This is a genomic window from Microcoleus sp. AT3-D2 (genome assembly GCF_036705715.1).
GTDB lineage: Bacteria > Cyanobacteriota > Cyanobacteriia > Cyanobacteriales > Microcoleaceae > Microcoleus.
The window spans coordinates 315,138-332,556 of sequence record NZ_JAUBVE010000001.1 but is presented as its reverse complement, the minus strand read 5'-3'; the positions used below and the strand labels follow the sequence as shown (position 1 = coordinate 332,556).

Here is a 17,419-nt window from a genome sequence, read left to right as displayed (position 1 = left end):
GATCGCAATACCCAATACTTTAAAATTACCATTTGGTCGATCGCTCTTCAATGAGCGTGCGATCGCTCCGTTAGTTCCTAGCCTTATTGTCCTATGGATAGTGTGATATGGGTTTTGGCGATCGAAGTGTTAGACCGCAACTACAGTATATATAACTCGAAATAAACGCCGCTTTGATCAACAAGGTATGCGGGCTGCAACCCTGATTCGGTGTATCTCAATAGCCTCTTTGTCACCCCCCCCAGGGTTGATGTATGTATTGGCAGTAGAAATGAATCAGGGGCAAGCGTGATTATGGGATTCTTTATTCCCTATTTCAGAGTCAAGATGCTTCTTGTTTTACAGACTTTTGGAACACATATCCCAAAAATTGGCATTGCACAATTTGAGGATGATTATTGTAGGGTGTCCCGGCTGCTGTGAAAATACACGCCTTCGGGTTTATGGGTTTATTCCACCAATAAAATCACAATCATCCCGCTATTATGCAACGCCAAAAAACACTTAATATATATCTACACAACATTCAGGTTTCAGTTAGGAGTAACTTTGATTGTACCTCCTAAAATTGAATAAAAAATCCTTCTTCTTGTTAATTTGCTATAAGCGACTTATCGAGCCGTAAACCAGGAAAAAGTAAAAAGTCGTGATGAATTTATTATGGGCTATTAGTCGAGAATTATCCACGCTGAAGCGAGAATAAATTGATACAGCACTAGCAGAAATGGCAAGCGCTGCGGAGTATCAAGCTGATGTTTTACAAATGGAAACTGAATTTGCTACAGCTTATTGGGCAGCCTGTAAATTGGCGGAGTCTCAAGGATAACAAACAATATCAATCAAAAAGATACCCTGGCACATTAACTCACCCTTTACCCCTTTCTCCTTTCAACCTTAAAAACATCCTCAATACTTTTTCCCCCCGTTTTCTCCTCCCACCCCATCGCCATCAAAAAACTCTCAGCAGACTGAGTTTCCACCACATCAACCCCCCATTCTCCCGTCTGCAACGCATCAGCATCGCTACTCAAAGGAGGAGTCTTCTTCAATCCCGCTAAAATCAAAATATCAGGAAAAGAATCATCGGCTTTCCCCTGACTCATCCGCTTATCCACCAAACTTTGAGCACAAAATTCTCCCACTTGAGGCGGCGAAAAAGCATCAGTAGAAAATAAAACTTCTACCATCCAATGACCATGATTTAATTGACGACACTTAATCTCAGGATATTGACTTAAACCCTCAGCAAATACCCGAGTAAATTCTTCCCTACTTAAGGTGGGAAAAACACCCTCTGGCATATCAAAATTATGAGAAAGCAACATCCGCCCCGTTCCAGATTCAGTCATACTTTTAGTTACTTAATTTGAGAAATTGCCAACTTAATCACACCTTGAATCGCCGCTTCTGATTCCTTTGCTAATGCAGCTTGTAGCGGTTCGATCGCAGCCCGATCGCCCACTTTCATCAAAGACAAAGCCGCCGCCCTACGAGTTTCCCCATCACCATCGTCCAGCAACTCAATCAGATTAGGAATTGCAGGTTTATAAGCCAGATTTCCTAAAGCCGCCGCCGCCTCACAACGCACATCCACATCAACATCCGTCAGAGACTTAACCAAAATCTCGAATAATTCATCCTTCGGTTCTTCCTGTGCAACCTTGGCGATCGCACCCACCACCGCACCGCGCACCACAGGCGAATCAGACGCGATCGCCCGATACAAATACTCCTTCGCCCCCGCCCCAATAAAAGCCAACGCCCAAGCCGCATGACCGATCGTACTCTCTGGCAAATCAGTTGACCCTAAAATATCCAACAAAGCCTGCACAGACGGCTCCCCAATCCTCGCCAACGCCCCAATTGATGAACCCTTAACTACCGTATCCTGATCATTCAACAAAGCATGAATTAAATGAGGAACCGCAGTCGGATCAGCAATCAAAGTCAGAGTTTTAGCAGCAGCACGCCGCACAACCGGATTAACATGATTTGCTAAACCATCCAACAAAAAAGGAGTCGCCGCTTCGCCAATTTCAGCCAAAGTTTCCGCGAAACGCAGTCGAGTCATCCCCCGCGTATCTCCCAAACATTCAACCAACCGCTTCAACAGATTGGAATCATTAGCATCGAAAGTATCTAAATCTATTTGTTCAGTAACTTCCCGAAGAAAAGCATCTGTTTCAGCGTGAGCCAATATAATGGGATGTGCCTCAGCTTGAGCATTAGAATTGACCATAATTATCACCTAATTATTAGTAGTTAGAGCCGCCATTTGAGCGCGAAGACTCTCCAGCCCAGCATCAATCTTAGCAAGTTCCGGCTCAATTTTAGCCATCGCCGCCTTCGGAGGTAATTTTGCCTTTTGTGCCGCCGTCATCGTTTCATTAACCAAACGTTCCCGATATTCCTCAAATTCAGCAATTACTTCTGCCAATTCTTCAACATTAGTCTCTGGTGAAGTGGCAACAGTTTCCTCATTATCAGATGGATGCAATTCTTCGTTGTCAGACATAGTTTTGATAGTTTAATAATGAGTCCGCGTAGGCGAACTTTGTGTGTAGCTGCAATTGCAGTCGTCTGAATATTTTTTGTTTATGTTACCGCAATTTCAATCACCAGGATATTTTGACTGTGTTTGTAGCTGGGATTGCAAGAGACTCGATATTTGTGCTTTAAGGTGACAGCACACCCACCCCAGAAAATCTCAAGCGATTGTGTTCAATCATCTCTTCTACAGCAGAGTGAGAAACACAACGACGCTCAGAACAGTATGCCATTTGTTTAACCCCATTTACCATCTGCACAGTCATCACCCGTACCCGAAAATGATCGTTAATAAACCAACAGCGTTCCTGTCCTTGATTAGTCTCATATTCCGTCTCAATAGTCAAAACCCCATCATCCGCAAAATGGTAAACACCGATGACCGGAATACCTTCAACATAGCCTCGATTTCGCAGAAACTTGCCTGTTCTCGGATTAGTAGGATTAGGCACATCTAAAAGAATAGCAGCATAGTTTTGGTTCGGAACTGTATCATCTAAATTGTCCTGCCACATAAAACTGCACCCCCCACTAACTAAAGCGGGATCGACATTCTGCTGTTGACAAACATCTAAAAGTCTGGGATCATCTATTGACAAAACGTCAACGATGACATTGGACTCTCCCGACTCATCAGCCGCAGCAGTATCAAAATTATGGACTGTTCGCTGAGTAAACCAAACGCCCTCACTCTTGCGAAAGAAATCCATCATAGTCATAGGTGGTGTTAGCAGCATTTCTGTGTCAACTTAGCGAGAGGAATCAGAGGGATTGAGACAAATATCATTGAAAAACGGGGATTTAGGCTTTGACCTGAACTTAGCCGAACTGGGAATCAGAGCTGATTTTGGTTAAGAAAAATAAACAAACGTCAGTCTGGAATCCTTCAAATTCTAGGATAAATGACACAGGACAATTTTGAGCAACTCGATCAATAAATTTTCAGAAAAACATAATGTCACCTCGTCAACACTCATCTTTCCTCTCCGAACCCCTTTCTGCAATAGAAATCTTACCAGCCATTCAGCAAGGCAAAAGTCTAGCTCAAACCAACCTCGCGGGAATCAACCTCAGCCAGATGGATTTATCTGGTATTGATTTCAGTGGAGCCAACTTGATTGGGGCAAACTTTAGTCAAACCAATTTGCAAGGGGCAAATCTCCAAGGGGTTGATTTACGAAGGGCAAATCTCAGAGATGCCAATTTGAGTGGAGCGAATTTACAAGAAAGCTATCTTTTTCGTGCAGATTTACAGGGCTGTAATTTAGTCGATGCCCACCTACAAGAGGCAAAATTAAAATTAGCTCAATATAATGCTCATACCCTGTGGCCAGAGGGTTTTAATTACAAAAATTCAGGAGCAATTGGTCCCCAAGCCAATCTCAATGGAGCTTTTCTGAATACAGCTTACCTCAGAGGCGCAGATTTACACGGCTGTAATCTGCGAGGTGCTTATCTCAGTGGAGCAGATTTAACTGGGGCCAATTTAGAGGGAGCAGCCTTAAGTGGGGCAAGTCTTCAGAATGCCTTTCTGACTGGTGCTTATTTACGAAATACTATATTGATTGGAGTCGAATTACAAGGAGCGGATTTACGAGGGGCTGACTTAACCGGGGCCAATTTAGAGCAGTTAAAGAGTATCGCTGGGGCTGATTTTACCCTAGCACAAGGACTAACCCAAGAGATGAAAGCCATGCTTTGTAGTCGAGATTCCAAAGAATTAGGAACTTGGAATGCTTTTACTCGTAACAATACGGCTCAGAGTCTTCGCTCTCAGGTAGGATAAATTTACACTGATTGTTGAACTTCTGGAATTTGGCGTTCTAAATCGAACAGAAAACCGTGAATATATTCCTCAGTCCACTCCTCACCATAGAACCGCATAAACATTCCTCTAGCGGGATCTTTTGCAGCACGATAATTAATATAACGTCGCTGTGCCTCAAGAATCTCTCCAAGTCGCTGACTATCTGTGACAGGTTGCGCTTGATCCACCAAATCGAGATAAGCTTGAAGATAATCCTTAAAAGCTTCAAAGACCGTAGTTTGCACAGCCTCTGTTTCCTTCGGACGAGTCCAAAGAAAAGCAGGTGAAAAGAAAGGTTTTGCCTCGTCGGGAAAATCTCCTCCCCAAGGCAACTCCTTTTGATAGTTGTTAAAAATCGGCAAAATTGGCTCTGAGTATTGCTTCTGGTAAGCCAAATCGTGAAAAAGAGGCTGCATATCTAAAGCAATTAAATGTCCCCCCGGCAAGGTTACTAAGTCCGCACCAAAAAAGGGTAAGTCATAACTTAACTGTGGGAAAATCACAAAATTAAGTACCTGTAGAGCATCACCACCCTCAACATGAGCGGCCCGAATTTGCCGTAATTTTGAGGACTTAAAAGCATGACTTGTCGTCACAACCAACTGCTTTTTTTTCCCCTTTCCAGTTATAGCTTCCTTCCGTTCAAAACCTTCGGGAATGGGATAGGGAGCCAAGTCAAGTCGTGCTTTTAGAAGTGGGAGAGCGTAATCTAAGAAAGGCTGATAAAGAGTCATTTTTAACTTATCTTACTCCCGCTGGAACTGCTAAGGGAACAGCATCTTCAAACAAAAATTCGTACAGAAATCTATCTGACCATTCATGCCCAAAATAGCTGCCGAATAGCCCTGATGCAGGATCGCGTTCCGCACTATACTGATCGTAATCTTTCTGTGCCTTCACAATCCGCTGCATCTCTTCGGGAGTGTTAAGCGGGGAGGCTTGCTCTACCATTTGCCAATACAACTGGACATATTCTTGATAGGCTGGAAACAAACGACTTACAACCGTTTCTGCATCTGTTTTAGCAAATAGCAAGTTCTTAGAAAAATACTGATTCGCATCGTAAAACTTCATTTCTAAGTCTTGCGTTAAATCTTTGTATTTATCCTTAATTGCGCTCATTGGCCCGATATATTTGTCTATGTAGGCGCGATCGCGGAATAAAGGTTGAAAATCTAAGACAACCAAGATTTTCTTCTGTCCAAATGCTAAAAAATCAATTCCTAGCAAAGGCAGATCGTAATTATAATTCGGATAAATGACACTATTGAAAATTTGTGCCGTTTCTCCAGCATCAATGTAGGTGTAACGAATCTTCCGCAATTCGGGACATTGATAGCACCAACTTTGAATCGTGGCGGGATTTTTGCCTCTTTCACTCACCACCGATTCTAACCCAGAGGGAATGGGACGACTCTCTAGAGCAAAACGTCCAACCAGTTCTTTTTCTAAGAATTCCTGAAACGGCTTAAACATAGATTAAAATCTAGCTCCTTCAATCTTTCCCTCAAAACAAGATCATACGGGATTACCTTAAATCTTGTCTCTGTATTTGACAAACAAAGTAATATTTCGTTACAAAAATCTGTTGTGTGCTCAGGATTACCCAGAAAAATCGCGTACCAGCCATCATTAAACGGCTGCATTTGTAATAAATCTTAATCAACCCGCTCATAATTTTAGTCTATCCTAGTAAATTAAGTGAGTGTAATTTAATAAATATGCAATTAAGTGAAAGAGCCAAGCAATTAATTCCCCAAGCGAGAATTGTCAGTTTTGCCACGTGGAAAAACTTATATTCAGATGAAGTAATTGCCATTTTTCAAGATGCTGACAATCAAAGTCGATATCTCACAGATGAGGATTTAGAACGCATTAAAAATCTTCATCCTCATCTCTCTTTAATGCTAGAAAAAGCCAGATTATTGCGAGAGCAAGCTCCTAATATTGTTGCTGATGCGAGAAAAAAGGTATTAGCGGACTTTCGCGATATAACTGAGCCTGGTAATGACCTTTATCCTCCCGAACGTGCTGAAGCCTGTTGGCGAGATTTTTGGCAGTTCCTACGCTGTATCACCTATGGAATTGCAGGTAACAATCCTCAATTTACTAGCCAAGAAGGACTCAAAAACATGGAGCTACTGTATCTAGAATTGCGGGTTCCTGTTTCGGCGATGCTCTGTGGACTAGAACAGTTGAAAAAAGTTAGTTTGCAGCATTTTAATTCTGAAGACCGGGATTTATTGAGTCTCTCTTTTGACCATTTAATCAGTGGGTTAAAAACTTTTAGTTAAGCTTAATCAACTTCCTTATTATTGTCTAAAGCAGATTTTCTAAAGCAGTAGCAACAACTCGATGATTTGAGTCTTGCCGAAGTTGACCTAAAATTTCCTTAGCCTGCGGATCATCAAAATGCTGTAAAGCAGATGCGACGTGCTGACGCATACGTTCATACTCCGAATTAGCCAGCATTAATAACTGAGAAAGTGCAGCCGGTTCCTGAGTCGTTCCGGCTAATGTACCAAGTGCATCCACAGCGGCTTCCTGGGTGGTCATATCTTCGCCAGCTAAGGCTTCCACACAGACCTCAAAGAGCTCGCTTTCGCACTCCATATCAACCAAAACCGCCAGAATACTACGACGAACCAACCAGTGGTCATCCTGAAAAAAATTCGAGACTAAATGAGATGCAGCACATCGACCAAACAGCGAAAGAGAATTAGCAGCCTCAGCTCGCACATTCGGCGTATTATCAAATTTCATGATTTGGAGCAATGCGGCGAAGGATTCAGCGGTTTGTTGTGTCCCAAATGCCCTGCTGACAAAGGAACGTACTAAGAATTCCGGGTCATCGAGTTTGCCCTTGAGCAAGGGAACAGCAATCTCTGGTTGATAATCCTTGAGAGCCGCGACGGCCTTGAGTCGATACTGAAAATCAGGATTGTTCAGAGACGTTTCAATTTCGTGAATATCCATAGCCACAACAAAGTATAATTTTTCTTTATTTTAACCAAAAAGTTCCTAATTATGCAAATAATCAAAGATATTTTAATAATTAATAACCTGGGCGGTTGTTATAGCTAAGCTCTTTGATCAAATCGAGTCTGAAAACAGCCGTACTTGAACCAATATTGTCGCAGTTCATGATGAGGTGTATGCAAACTGGCTTTAGCCTGATAGAGAATCACTTGTCGATGATTTCCCATCCAAAGTCGTTTGGCTGGTTCAACAGAAATTAAGCACCCTCCTAGACTGTTAACACATTCCTCAAATCGCTCAACTGCTGGATAGTCTAAAGTTTCAAAAACTAGCAATTGACCGCAAAAAATTAGGTGACGACTTCTGATCCAAGCCTGAATTTTTTTACAAGCTATTGGGGGTAGCATCTTTCAGATCCTCAGCTTGAAAACTGAGTCATTTATTTTTATTCTCAACTGTTGCATAGAAGAAAAAGAGCGAATAATAAACTCGCTCTATAGAAAGCAGGAGATACCAAACTTTAATGAAGACAAAGGTGAAGTATAGGTAATTTTAGCCAACTTCAGTAATACTGAGAATCTTGCCTCCCATTTTCTGAATATTTTTAATTTGCTTAGACATTTGAGCATAGCTGACTTCATAGCTGATATTGCTCACTCTGACCTTAGCACCACCAGACTTAGCAGCAGTAATCCGAAAACGTTTACCAGTTGTGCTAGAGGCTCCACTGTTACCAACGCTAGAAAGTTTAATTTTCTGAGGCAGATTGCTAGCAACTGTAGCAATTAATTGAGCTTGATTACTACTATCGCTAGTAGCTGCTCCTCCCAGCAAAGAAAGCATCCGATTAAACCCGACATTCTTGATACCAGTTTGGCTGCGAATGTTCCGAGGATAAGGCACAATATTCTCGCCAAAGTTCTGGCTGTAATCGTCACTATCGATATAAGAATCGATTTCGGCTTCATAGCCTTGACCGTTACAAATTTGGACGTGCTCAGAAATCTCCGTTTGTTCTAAAGGAGCCCGACCAAGCAAATGTTTGCAGTTTAACTCGATGAACCGATAGGCAGAATTGGTGTTAAAAAATAGAGACTGATACAGGTCGGATTTTGCCACTTGTCTGACAAATTCACGCACCGTAATATCACCATTGCGAAGCAAAGATTCAGCACTGGTGAGACGCTGACTTTCCATCAGGTGAGCATTTCCTAACACCTGTCGGTAAGCAGCACGAATGACGACTTGTAAATCGTCTTCGGTTGCATTGGCTCGAAGTTCTACGGGGTCACTGACGAAAGAGGCTGTTAAACTGGACATTGTTTTTTCCTAACGTTAATTAACGTTAATTAAAGTTTGATTGAGACTGTCAAAAGATGTTACTGTTGCTTGAAATAGCTTGACAAAGCGAACGCATCTGTTATTTAGGCACACAAAAACTCTCTGTTTCTATCGTTCTCGCTTTCATAATTGCGAGGGTGATAAGATAAAAATCGCGATTGTTTCTGAGAGGGATAGAGAAGTAAATTTTTACTTCTCTACCCGCTAGTCACTCTATGCCTTAAGCAACTTCTGTGATGCTGACAATTTTGCCACCTGCACGATGAATTCGCTGAATTTGCGGAGTCATATTCGCACCGGATACCAGATATTCAGTGTTACTTAGTCGGCGAGGACTATCAAATTTAGACCCCTTGACTAAAATCTTGAATGTCTTTTCTGTGGCATCTTTGTAAGCGCTGATCCGACCGCCTGTTGTTGGTAAAGTAATCTTGTTACCGCTATTGCCAGCCACAAAATCTACTAAGCGAGAAGCGGTAAAAGCACTATCAACTCCTGCATAACCTTGATACAGGGAAAGGGTGCGATTGTAGCCGACTTGCTTTTGTCCGACTTGACTTTTTGCCCCTTGATAATAAGGGACTGTATTCTCGCCAAATTTTTCCTGATATTCTGGACTATCGAGATAAGAATCAATTTCTGCCTCGTAGCCTTCTTGGGTACACCGACAAATATGCTCAGAAAGTTCCTCTTGAGCTAAAGGAGCGCGACCCAACAAATGTTTGAAGTTTAGCTCGACAAAGCGGTAAGGAGCGCAGGATTCAAAATACCGACTGCGATAAAAGTCAGATTTAGCCACAGCGCGGACAAATTCTCGTACCGTTATCGTGCCATCGCACAACTTGGATTCTGCAATCGTCAGGCGTTCACTTTCCATGACATGGGGATTGCCCAATACTTGCTTGTAAACAGCGCGAATTACCGCCTGTTTATCATCGGAGCTGCTGGTAGGCCAAAGTTCTACTGGCGCATCTAAAACGACACTCATTGAGTTTCTCCTAAGAATAAATAACGCTTCAAAACAGAGAATTAGGGATTGTGAAAGACACGCTCAGGGAGATAATTCCCCAAGTCGTTAAGGCAGAAGTTTGAGCGGTTGTTAGTTGACAGCAGTGATGCTGGAAATTACGCCGCCTTGTTTGTGGATGCGTTGATATTCTTGCGAGAGCCTATCAAATGGTACGAGATAGGCTTGATTGCTAGAGCGAAATTTAGAGACTCGGTTCATCACAGTCGTTGCTGAAGAACGATATCCAGTCACAGTAATGCGATAAACTTTGCCTTCTGCTGAGGCGCCTAATCCAGCACGAGTACGTGAATTGATACCAGACTCTTGGAATGCCCAACCATCTCCAACTGCACCACCTGAAGGGGGAACTATGGGTAGGGGGGTTTGCTGAATCACGAATTTATTCAGAACAGGGGTTTTTCCAGAAAGACTGCCCTTGAGGTCGCTACTGGAAGCTCCCCGCAACAGAGCAAACATATGAGTAAACTCAACCATATTTTGTCCTGGCTGGGTTTTGTAGCCTCGGTAATAGGGAACGATATTTTCCCCGTAGGCATTTTGGTATTCATCACTGTCGAGGTAAGAATCAATTTCTGCCTCGAAGCCTTCAGTATCTAGAATGGTGCTATGTTCTCTCATTTCTTCTAAGCCATCAGGAGCCCGACCTAAAAGATGTTTGAAATTGAGCTCAATAAACCGATAGCGAGGACAAGTATCGAAAAAGCGAGAGCGGTAAGCGTCTGATTTTGCCAGAGCGCGGACAAATTCGCGCACACTGAATTCACCACTTTTGAATTGGGATTCAGGAATCGTCGCTCGTTCACTTTCCATGACGTAAGCATTACCCAAAACTTGCCGATAAACGGCACGAATGATGGTTTCTACTTCTTCTTGTGAACGTCCTGAAATTAGTTCTAAACGGGGTGTTTCTTCAAATAAACTGACTCCAAGTCGAGATGCAGGTCCAAAAACCATTGAAAAAATCTCCACAATTGTATTACATGAGAAACTACCATATTTAGACGTTATATTAGAAAACTTTACATAACTTAACATTAAATCTGATCGGTGAGCTTATTTGTACTACACAAAGAGGTTAATATATTGGTTATGACTCTTTTATTGCAATATTTTCTCTGTAATACGCCCTGAAGAGTTGTAATATATGGCGAATGTGAGTTGAAATTATTAAGCCGATAAGTTATAATATGTGAGGTAACTCATTGGCAAAACTTTGACGCTTTTCAAAATGTAGAGAGCCAAAAGCCGACCCCCAAACCTGTTGATGGGTATTCACATCCAGACCTTGATCGAGGCTACTCCAAGTTGTTTCTGTAATCTCGACATCACTAACTAGGTAGGTTGAACAACCTCTTTTTTCAATGAGACAAAGGTTTCCAGGTTCCACACTGCCTCGAAACATTTTGCCGTCTCTTTTAAAAATCATGGAACAGTGATAGCGTCGTTGCAGACTATCTGGTTTAATAGTTTTGAGAATGCTTAATTCTCGTGCGGCTCCGGCGTACTGTATTGGGTCTTCGAGGCTATAATTTTCAATATAAATCTGATCTCCCTGGTCAATTAAGCGATGAACTCCCTGACGATAGGGAGTCCACAGATCGTGGTCGTAAACCTGTTCAGAGTAAAAGCCAATGGCATTGAAAAATTCAAAGGGTAAGGGACGAAAAAATATCCGAATATGGGCAAATTGTTGTGGGTGTTCAAAGGATTGTTGATAGTTACTAAAATCCCCAGCCATCCACTGAGCTAAAGTGATTAAATCATTGCTTTTAACTGAATTCATATGCTAAAAAGAAGGTAGAAGAAAGTTTATGAATAGCAATTGGTAATTCACTAATTTCCTGACAGCGAACGAATCTCTGAGGAAAATGATGCCGTTACTACCCCACTTCCGGCACTGGTTTTAATTAGGGAAACACGAAACCGTAAATTAGGATTAGCAAACCAGATTTTTTCTTCCGCTGCGGCGTGTTCGTAGCTAGTCAAAAGCACAAAAGTTCCATCCTCTGTGATATGATAGTCACCTGCTGCGGCAATAGTTTCAGCATAACCTTGATCTCGTAATAACTTACCACGATTAGGTACATTTGGATCGGGGATTGGTACAAGAATACAACTCCCCTTAACCTCAGAATTTTCATCCCAATCTGACTCACCCTCCCAACTCATTTGAAAAGGCATTACTGCTTGGGATGGGTCAACATTATACAATTGACAGAGTTCCATTACTGCCCGATCGTCCGGTGAGATAGCAACGATATCAATGACTGACTGCACAGCTTCAAAGTGTCTGAAAGTCAAATGATGGGCGCTGCGCTGCGATCGCCACCGTCCTAGAGAATTTTCAACAAACTGCTTAATATTGTTCATGGAAAACATTGTACAGGGGCAAGAGCCAAAATATTCTTGTCTTCAGAACTCCACTTTTTGCGCGCCTGTCCACGAAAAAAAGTGCTTTTAGCCACAAAAGTAACAAATTGTTACTTTGTTTCTCAGGAATGAGACAGAGGAAACACCCCAGAGATATATTCAAAACCATTAAGTTAGTCACCAAGTTGACCAACTCAAGTTCAGAAATAATTTTTCTAAGTTAAGGAGAACTCAATGCTTGACGCTTTTTCAAGAGCTGTAGTTTCAGCCGATGCCAGCACCTCCACCGTCGGTGATATTAGTGCTCTGAGAGCTTTCGTTGCCAGCGGCAACCGACGCTTGGACGCTGTAAACGCGATCGCCAGCAACGCTAGCTGCATGGTTTCTGATGCTGTTGCCGGTATGATCTGCGAAAACCAAGGCTTGATTCAAGCTGGTGGTAACTGCTATCCTAACCGCCGCATGGCTGCTTGCTTGCGCGATGCAGAAATCATTTTGCGCTATGTAACCTACGCTTTGTTGGCTGGTGATGCTTCAGTTCTTGATGACCGTTGCTTGAATGGTTTGAAAGAAACCTACGCAGCTTTGGGCGTGCCCACCACCTCCACCGTGCGTGCCGTTCAAATCATGAAGGCTCAAGCCGCTGCTCACATCCAAGACAATCCTAGCGAAAAATTTGCTGGTGCTAAGCTCCGCAAAATGGGCAGTCCTGTAGTAGAAGATCGTTGTGCTAGCCTCGTTGCTGAAGCTTCCAGCTACTTCGATCGCATCATTTCTGCACTGAGCTAGTCAGTTGCTAATCGCAATTCGCTCAGCAAAATTGAAACTACGCTCACTGTCGTCAAAATCACTTTAGGAGTTTTAGGAAATGAAATCAGTTCTCACCACCGCTATTGCCTCTGCTGATGCAGCAGGCCGCTTCCCTAGCACCTCAGATTTAGAATCAGTTCAAGGTTCTATCCAACGCTCTGCTGCTCGTTTAGAAGCTGCAGAAAAACTAGGCAACAACCTCGACGCAGTTGCTAAAGAAGCTTATGATGCTTGCATCAAAAAGTATCCTTACTTGAACGAATCCGGTCAAGCTAACTCCACCGATACTTTCAAAGCAAAATGCCATCGTGACATCAAGCACTACCTGCGCTTGGTCCAATACTGCTTAGTTGTTGGCGGCACAGGCCCTCTGGACGAATGGGGTATTGCTGGTCAACGCGAAGTTTATCGCGCTTTGGGCTTGCCTACTGCTCCTTACGTTGAAGCATTGAGCTTTGCTCGTAACCGCGGTTGCGCTCCTCGCGATTTGTCTGCTCAAGCTTTGACTGAGTACAATGCTCTTCTTGACTACGCGATCAACTCCCTGTCCTAATTAATTGGCAGGTTTGTAATGTCGTGACTGGGTAGTTTCTACCCGACAAGTCTAGGAACTCTTGGCTCATTGCTTTACCAATTTCGGTAAAGTAAGGGTAAAGAATTCCTAGGCTTGTTATTGTGTTTTAATAGGCATATCATATTATAATTATTGCCGACTGCTAATTTTATGGATAAACGCTTTTTTAGTTTTTTTAATTTAACGGAAGACCAGGCGATCGCCCTTTTAGATACGCCGCAAGCTGAAATCGGTGAAGAGGATTCCCGCTACATAGCTGCTTCCCACTTGATCAATTTCTCCACAGATCGATCAATCGCAGCACTGATGCGAGCAGTACAACAAACCGATCCGGTGCTGGAAAACCGGATTGTGCGCCGCAAATCGGTGGAAACATTAGGAAGACTGCAAGCTGTGCAAGCATTGCCGGTGATTCGCACCTGTCTGGCGGATGATGACTGTTACACGGTGGAAAATGCCGTTTGGGCGATCGGCGAAATTGGCACTCAAGATCCCGATATTTTAGCAGAAGTTGCTCAATTGCTGGACAAACCGGGACAAACCTACCGGGTAATTATCCACACCCTGACTAAATTAGATTATCAGCCAGCCGTAGCCAGAATTCGCAGATTTGTCGATGATATTGACCCGCCGACTGCTAGTGCTGCGATCGCCGCAATTTGTCGCTTAACCAGAGACTTTTCTCAAATGGGAAAAGTTGTCGCGATGTTGCAAAACAAAAATGTCCTTGGGCGCAGATTATCTATTCAGGATTTGATAGATGCGCGTTACTACGATGCAATTCCAAATATTGCCAGGTGTCCGGTATCTTTAGTCTTTCGGCTCAGAGGGATTAGGATGTTAGCAGAAGCAGGCATTGCTGAAAAAATCCTGACCTTTGCTACCATTAAACCATATTTGGAACAAACATTAAGAGACTATCCAGGGGATTTAGATTTAGTGCATAGTTATGAAAAATTCCCCGACTTACCGTTTTTGATTCGCCAATTATACGAAACAGATTTTGGACGTTGCTATTTAGCCGCTAAAACGATACTTGAAAATTACTCAGAGGATGCACCAGCAGCCCTGTTTGCTACCTTTGCTGAAGAAGCAAATAATGACTATGGAGCGCATTTTCATGTGGTAAAATTGTTTGGTTGGTTAAAACATTCTCCAGCCTACGATTTGTTATTGGAAGCTTTGCATCACTCCCAACCCCAGTTTCAGAAATCCCGTGCAGCGGCGGCGATCGCCCTGGGGGAACTGGGAGAACAACGTGCTATTCCAGAATTGAAAGCCTGCCTGGAAACTAAAATTTGGGATTTGAAGTATGCTGCATTAATGGCACTAGAAAAACTTGGTGATCTCACGGGTTATGAAATCGCTGCGGCCGACCAAGATTGGTTGGTTAGAGCTAAAGTAGATGCTCATACTTGTGTAACATCCGAACTATCTTAATAGGGCATAGGGCATAGGGCATAGGGCATAGGGCATAGGGCATACCTCACCACGCTTGAGAACCGCCATAAAACTGTCAACTATCAACTATCAACAGTCAACAGTCAACAGTCAACCGTCAACTGCTATAAAACCACAAAAACCATGACAACAGATGCTTTGTTTGAACAACTAAAACACCCGAACCCTCATCTGCGCGATCGGGCAATGTTTGAAATTGCCGATTCCCGCGATGAAAATACAATTTCTCGACTGGTGGGCATTTTAGATGAAGAAGATGTCACCTATCGTCGGGCGGCGGTAAAAGCCTTGGGCGTGATTGGTGAAGATGCCGTGCCATCGGTGGTGGAGGCATTGTTAAACAGTGATAATGTGACTGTGCGAGGGAGTGCGGCGAAGGTATTGGCACAAATTGCGATTAATTATCCAGAGTTGCCGTTTCCTGAAGCGGGCTTGCAGGGATTAAAAAAGGCGATCGACGATCCGAATCCTGTGGTTAATATTGCTTCTGTGATGGCTTTAGGGCAGATGGGTTCCTCTGCTTTTGAGATTTTGGTGGAGTCGCTGAATACAACGGATAATGTGGCGGTACAAGTGGCGATCGTGAATGCTCTTGCTTCTGTGGGCGATCGACGTTGTGTAGAAGTTCTCACCACATTTGCGAATGATGAAGCCGTGGATTCTTATGTGCGGGAATCAGCGACAAGTTCTTTATCGCGGTTGGATTTGGTGATGAATTATAAGCGTGCAGATAGTTAGGTTTAGTGAGATTTTTAGCACTACTCTCGATCGCACACAGCACTTGTAGCCGACTAAGCTATGATAAAACTTTGGGGCTTGCTGATTCACGGTATGAATCAACTTTTCGCTTATAGCTATTGGGAAATCTTGAATTCATACTTCTATTCAGCAACGCCCGATCCTGGTCATCAAAGAGCCCGTCACACCTATGAAAAGGTGGGCTTCGAGCTATTCCGAGTCGCCAGATACTTCAAGAAGCTCTAAGTGCAGATGTTAAGTCTCAAGGTTTACTTTTTTCTATAGCTAGTTAATTGCGATCGACCGATCGAGTCATGTTTGGTTTCACGTTCCCGGCTGATTCACAAGTAAGGACGTGACAAGCTTAATCCAACCTACAGTGAGGGGCGATCGCAATGTTGCAGTCAACACAGCCTAAGCTCGACTTTATCCATTGTCCAGAAAAGTCTAGAGAAAATCTGGTACGCCAGAGTCATTGCTAAGTAAAGGTTCTAGCATTTGGATAAAGTCGAGTTAAGCGTCCCGCCGATTATTGTTTGGGGTTCTTTTTCTTTTGCTTGTACCGCTCTAAATGATCAGGGAAAAAATCATTCATATCGTAGAGTCTAAAAGGGTTAGGGTTATTATATAAGTGACTCCATCCATGATTGCTGGCTTTCCCGTCAACAGTGCAGGTAAACCATGAATCTTCCCACTTCATTGGCAATACTTCTATTCGCTTACCCTTCTCAACATACACAGTCGCGTTAGTTGCGGTGTCGTCCGTGAGGGTAGAGATATTGCTAAGAAATCTTGCAGGTGAAAAAATAGCCTTATACCCGAAGTGTTGACCAAAGATAAGCCCCAGTTCGTAAAAATCTAGATCTTGTTGTTCCTCGGTCCACCCATCACACATACATCGAAACCGAAGATGTAGTAAATCTCGATCGACAGTTAACACACCAGAACAGGCTAAGTCTGCTACGTCATATTTTTCTCTTCCAAGGGAAGACGGTTTCAATCCTACGAGTGCACGTGAATAGTCAACATACCGTGTATCCCTCATCTCAAACCCTTGATATGGAGTGGTATCAGCTTGCCAGTCTAAATCCCAGGTACATGAAGTTTTCCCACCGCCGCCGCCAAACAAGTAGCTCTCATCCTGAAAAAACGCTCTAGCCATTTCATCGAGGGATGGAACATAATCACTAACGGATTTCTTCCCCCATCTCTCCTCAAACTGGTTAGCGTAAATAACATTAAAGCGAATATCATCGCGATGATGTTGGAAATCTAATACAAGCAGCGTCAGACACTCCTCAAAGAACGATCCATTAGTTGCGATATGGACAAACTCAAAATCAGTAAATCCCTTTCCCTTGAAAACAAAGGTATAGACAGGCTTTTCCCCCCGTGAAATGTAATCCATGAACATATCATCTTCATTGTCAATATGCGCGAAAATGGCGGCGATGCGGTTAAAGTTCCGAATCAGAAACTGGAAGATTCCGGTTTCACAGGTTACATCACCTGTTTTCACGATTGTCATGCCGTAGGGGGTTTGATAGTTAGCTTGTCGGGGCTTGTCTGACTCTAAAGCCAGCGCATATTCCACCAAGGCTGATGTAACCACCATCGAATCATTGATGAGTCCGGGACGGTGTTTGCGAATTGTCTCAATTGCCTTGGCAATCTCGTCATTCTGCACAACCTGTAAGCGAGGGCGTGAAAGTGCCATCATAATAACCTCTTATATTTGTACTCATTTTGAACTATTATACTC

The 17,419-nt window shown here is 43.1% G+C and carries 19 protein-coding genes; 6 read left to right on the top strand and 13 right to left on the bottom strand.

All coding sequences use genetic code 11. The features are described from left to right. Positions 1 to 872: 872 nt before the first annotated feature. The 4 genes from QUB44_RS01250 to QUB44_RS01235 all read right to left on the bottom strand — a co-directional run bounded on the left by QUB44_RS01250 (position 873) and on the right by QUB44_RS01235 (position 3,284). Positions 873 to 1,349 (bottom strand): DUF2656 domain-containing protein, encoded by a 477-nt coding sequence (locus tag QUB44_RS01250; protein WP_333159568.1) that lies wholly within the window; start codon positions 1,347 to 1,349, stop codon positions 873 to 875. 8 nt (positions 1,350 to 1,357) lie between these two features. Continuing rightward, on the bottom strand, positions 1,358 to 2,239 hold the full coding sequence (locus QUB44_RS01245; protein ID WP_333362104.1) for a HEAT repeat domain-containing protein: 882 nt from the start codon (positions 2,237 to 2,239) through the stop codon (positions 1,358 to 1,360). Positions 2,240 to 2,248: 9 nt separating this feature from the next. Then, positions 2,249 to 2,515 (bottom strand): hypothetical protein, encoded by a 267-nt coding sequence (locus QUB44_RS01240; protein ID WP_333362099.1) that lies wholly within the window; start codon positions 2,513 to 2,515, stop codon positions 2,249 to 2,251. A 160-nt stretch (positions 2,516 to 2,675) separates the two neighbouring features. Further along, a complete protein-coding gene (locus QUB44_RS01235) occupies positions 2,676 to 3,284 on the bottom strand; it encodes a phycobiliprotein lyase (RefSeq protein WP_333362096.1) in 609 nt (202 codons plus the stop codon). 218 nt (positions 3,285 to 3,502) lie between these two features. Here QUB44_RS01235 and QUB44_RS01230 point away from each other — a divergent pair, with 218 nt between their 5' ends. Then, a complete protein-coding gene (locus QUB44_RS01230; RefSeq protein ID WP_333362093.1) occupies positions 3,503 to 4,333 on the top strand; it encodes a pentapeptide repeat-containing protein in 831 nt (276 codons plus the stop codon). 2 nt (positions 4,334 to 4,335) lie between these two features. On the opposite strand, the gene QUB44_RS01225 is transcribed toward QUB44_RS01230, so the two are convergent. Together QUB44_RS01225 and QUB44_RS01220 are read right to left on the bottom strand one after the other, a co-directional pair. Continuing rightward, positions 4,336 to 5,088: a phycoerythrobilin:ferredoxin oxidoreductase gene (locus tag QUB44_RS01225; RefSeq protein WP_333362090.1), complete on the bottom strand. Its 753-nt coding sequence runs from the start codon at positions 5,086 to 5,088 to the stop codon at positions 4,336 to 4,338. Between the two features lie 7 nt (positions 5,089 to 5,095). Then, positions 5,096 to 5,830 carry a 15,16-dihydrobiliverdin:ferredoxin oxidoreductase gene (locus QUB44_RS01220; protein WP_333362087.1) on the bottom strand — a complete coding sequence of 245 codons (735 nt, stop codon included), beginning with the start codon at positions 5,828 to 5,830 and terminating at the stop codon, positions 5,096 to 5,098. A gap of 245 nt (positions 5,831 to 6,075) precedes the next feature. Here QUB44_RS01220 and QUB44_RS01215 point away from each other — a divergent pair, with 245 nt between their 5' ends. Continuing rightward, the gene (locus QUB44_RS01215) at positions 6,076 to 6,648 is read left to right on the top strand and encodes a phycobilisome protein (RefSeq protein ID WP_333362084.1); all 573 of its coding nucleotides are present in this window, start codon (positions 6,076 to 6,078) and stop codon (positions 6,646 to 6,648) included. A gap of 25 nt (positions 6,649 to 6,673) precedes the next feature. On the opposite strand, the gene QUB44_RS01210 is transcribed toward QUB44_RS01215, so the two are convergent. The 6 genes from QUB44_RS01210 to QUB44_RS01185 all read right to left on the bottom strand — a co-directional run bounded on the left by QUB44_RS01210 (position 6,674) and on the right by QUB44_RS01185 (position 12,074). After that, positions 6,674 to 7,330 carry a HEAT repeat domain-containing protein gene (locus tag QUB44_RS01210; RefSeq protein WP_333362081.1) on the bottom strand — a complete coding sequence of 219 codons (657 nt, stop codon included), beginning with the start codon at positions 7,328 to 7,330 and terminating at the stop codon, positions 6,674 to 6,676. Positions 7,331 to 7,885: 555 nt separating this feature from the next. Further along, on the bottom strand, positions 7,886 to 8,653 hold the full coding sequence (locus tag QUB44_RS01205) for a phycobilisome rod-core linker polypeptide (protein WP_333362078.1): 768 nt from the start codon (positions 8,651 to 8,653) through the stop codon (positions 7,886 to 7,888). Between the two features lie 241 nt (positions 8,654 to 8,894). Further along, complete coding sequence (locus QUB44_RS01200) at positions 8,895 to 9,662, bottom strand: phycobilisome rod-core linker polypeptide (protein WP_333362076.1); 768 nt, start codon at positions 9,660 to 9,662, stop codon at positions 8,895 to 8,897. Between the two features lie 111 nt (positions 9,663 to 9,773). Beyond that, complete coding sequence (locus tag QUB44_RS01195) at positions 9,774 to 10,658, bottom strand: phycobilisome linker polypeptide (protein ID WP_333362073.1); 885 nt, start codon at positions 10,656 to 10,658, stop codon at positions 9,774 to 9,776. 226 nt (positions 10,659 to 10,884) lie between these two features. Then, entirely contained in the window at positions 10,885 to 11,487 is a 603-nt protein-coding gene (locus QUB44_RS01190; protein ID WP_333255241.1) for a chromophore lyase CpcT/CpeT, read from the bottom strand. A 50-nt stretch (positions 11,488 to 11,537) separates the two neighbouring features. After that, on the bottom strand, positions 11,538 to 12,074 hold the full coding sequence (locus QUB44_RS01185) for a phycobiliprotein lyase (RefSeq protein ID WP_333362070.1): 537 nt from the start codon (positions 12,072 to 12,074) through the stop codon (positions 11,538 to 11,540). A 234-nt stretch (positions 12,075 to 12,308) separates the two neighbouring features. Here QUB44_RS01185 and cpeB point away from each other — a divergent pair, with 234 nt between their 5' ends. The 4 genes from cpeB to QUB44_RS01165 all read left to right on the top strand — a co-directional run bounded on the left by cpeB (position 12,309) and on the right by QUB44_RS01165 (position 15,657). After that, positions 12,309 to 12,863, top strand: a complete 555-nt coding sequence (gene cpeB / locus QUB44_RS01180) for a C-phycoerythrin subunit beta (protein WP_015174916.1) — start codon at positions 12,309 to 12,311, stop codon at positions 12,861 to 12,863. A 79-nt stretch (positions 12,864 to 12,942) separates the two neighbouring features. Next, on the top strand, positions 12,943 to 13,437 hold the full coding sequence (locus QUB44_RS01175) for a bleomycin hydrolase (RefSeq protein ID WP_333173666.1): 495 nt from the start codon (positions 12,943 to 12,945) through the stop codon (positions 13,435 to 13,437). A gap of 171 nt (positions 13,438 to 13,608) precedes the next feature. Further along, positions 13,609 to 14,898: a HEAT repeat domain-containing protein gene (locus tag QUB44_RS01170; RefSeq protein ID WP_333362065.1), complete on the top strand. Its 1,290-nt coding sequence runs from the start codon at positions 13,609 to 13,611 to the stop codon at positions 14,896 to 14,898. Positions 14,899 to 15,042: 144 nt separating this feature from the next. Beyond that, complete coding sequence (locus tag QUB44_RS01165; protein ID WP_333159599.1) at positions 15,043 to 15,657, top strand: HEAT repeat domain-containing protein; 615 nt, start codon at positions 15,043 to 15,045, stop codon at positions 15,655 to 15,657. A 529-nt stretch (positions 15,658 to 16,186) separates the two neighbouring features. Here QUB44_RS01165 and QUB44_RS01160 read toward each other — a convergent pair. Next, positions 16,187 to 17,377 (bottom strand): hypothetical protein, encoded by a 1,191-nt coding sequence (locus QUB44_RS01160; RefSeq protein WP_333362062.1) that lies wholly within the window; start codon positions 17,375 to 17,377, stop codon positions 16,187 to 16,189. Positions 17,378 to 17,419 lie beyond the last annotated feature (42 nt).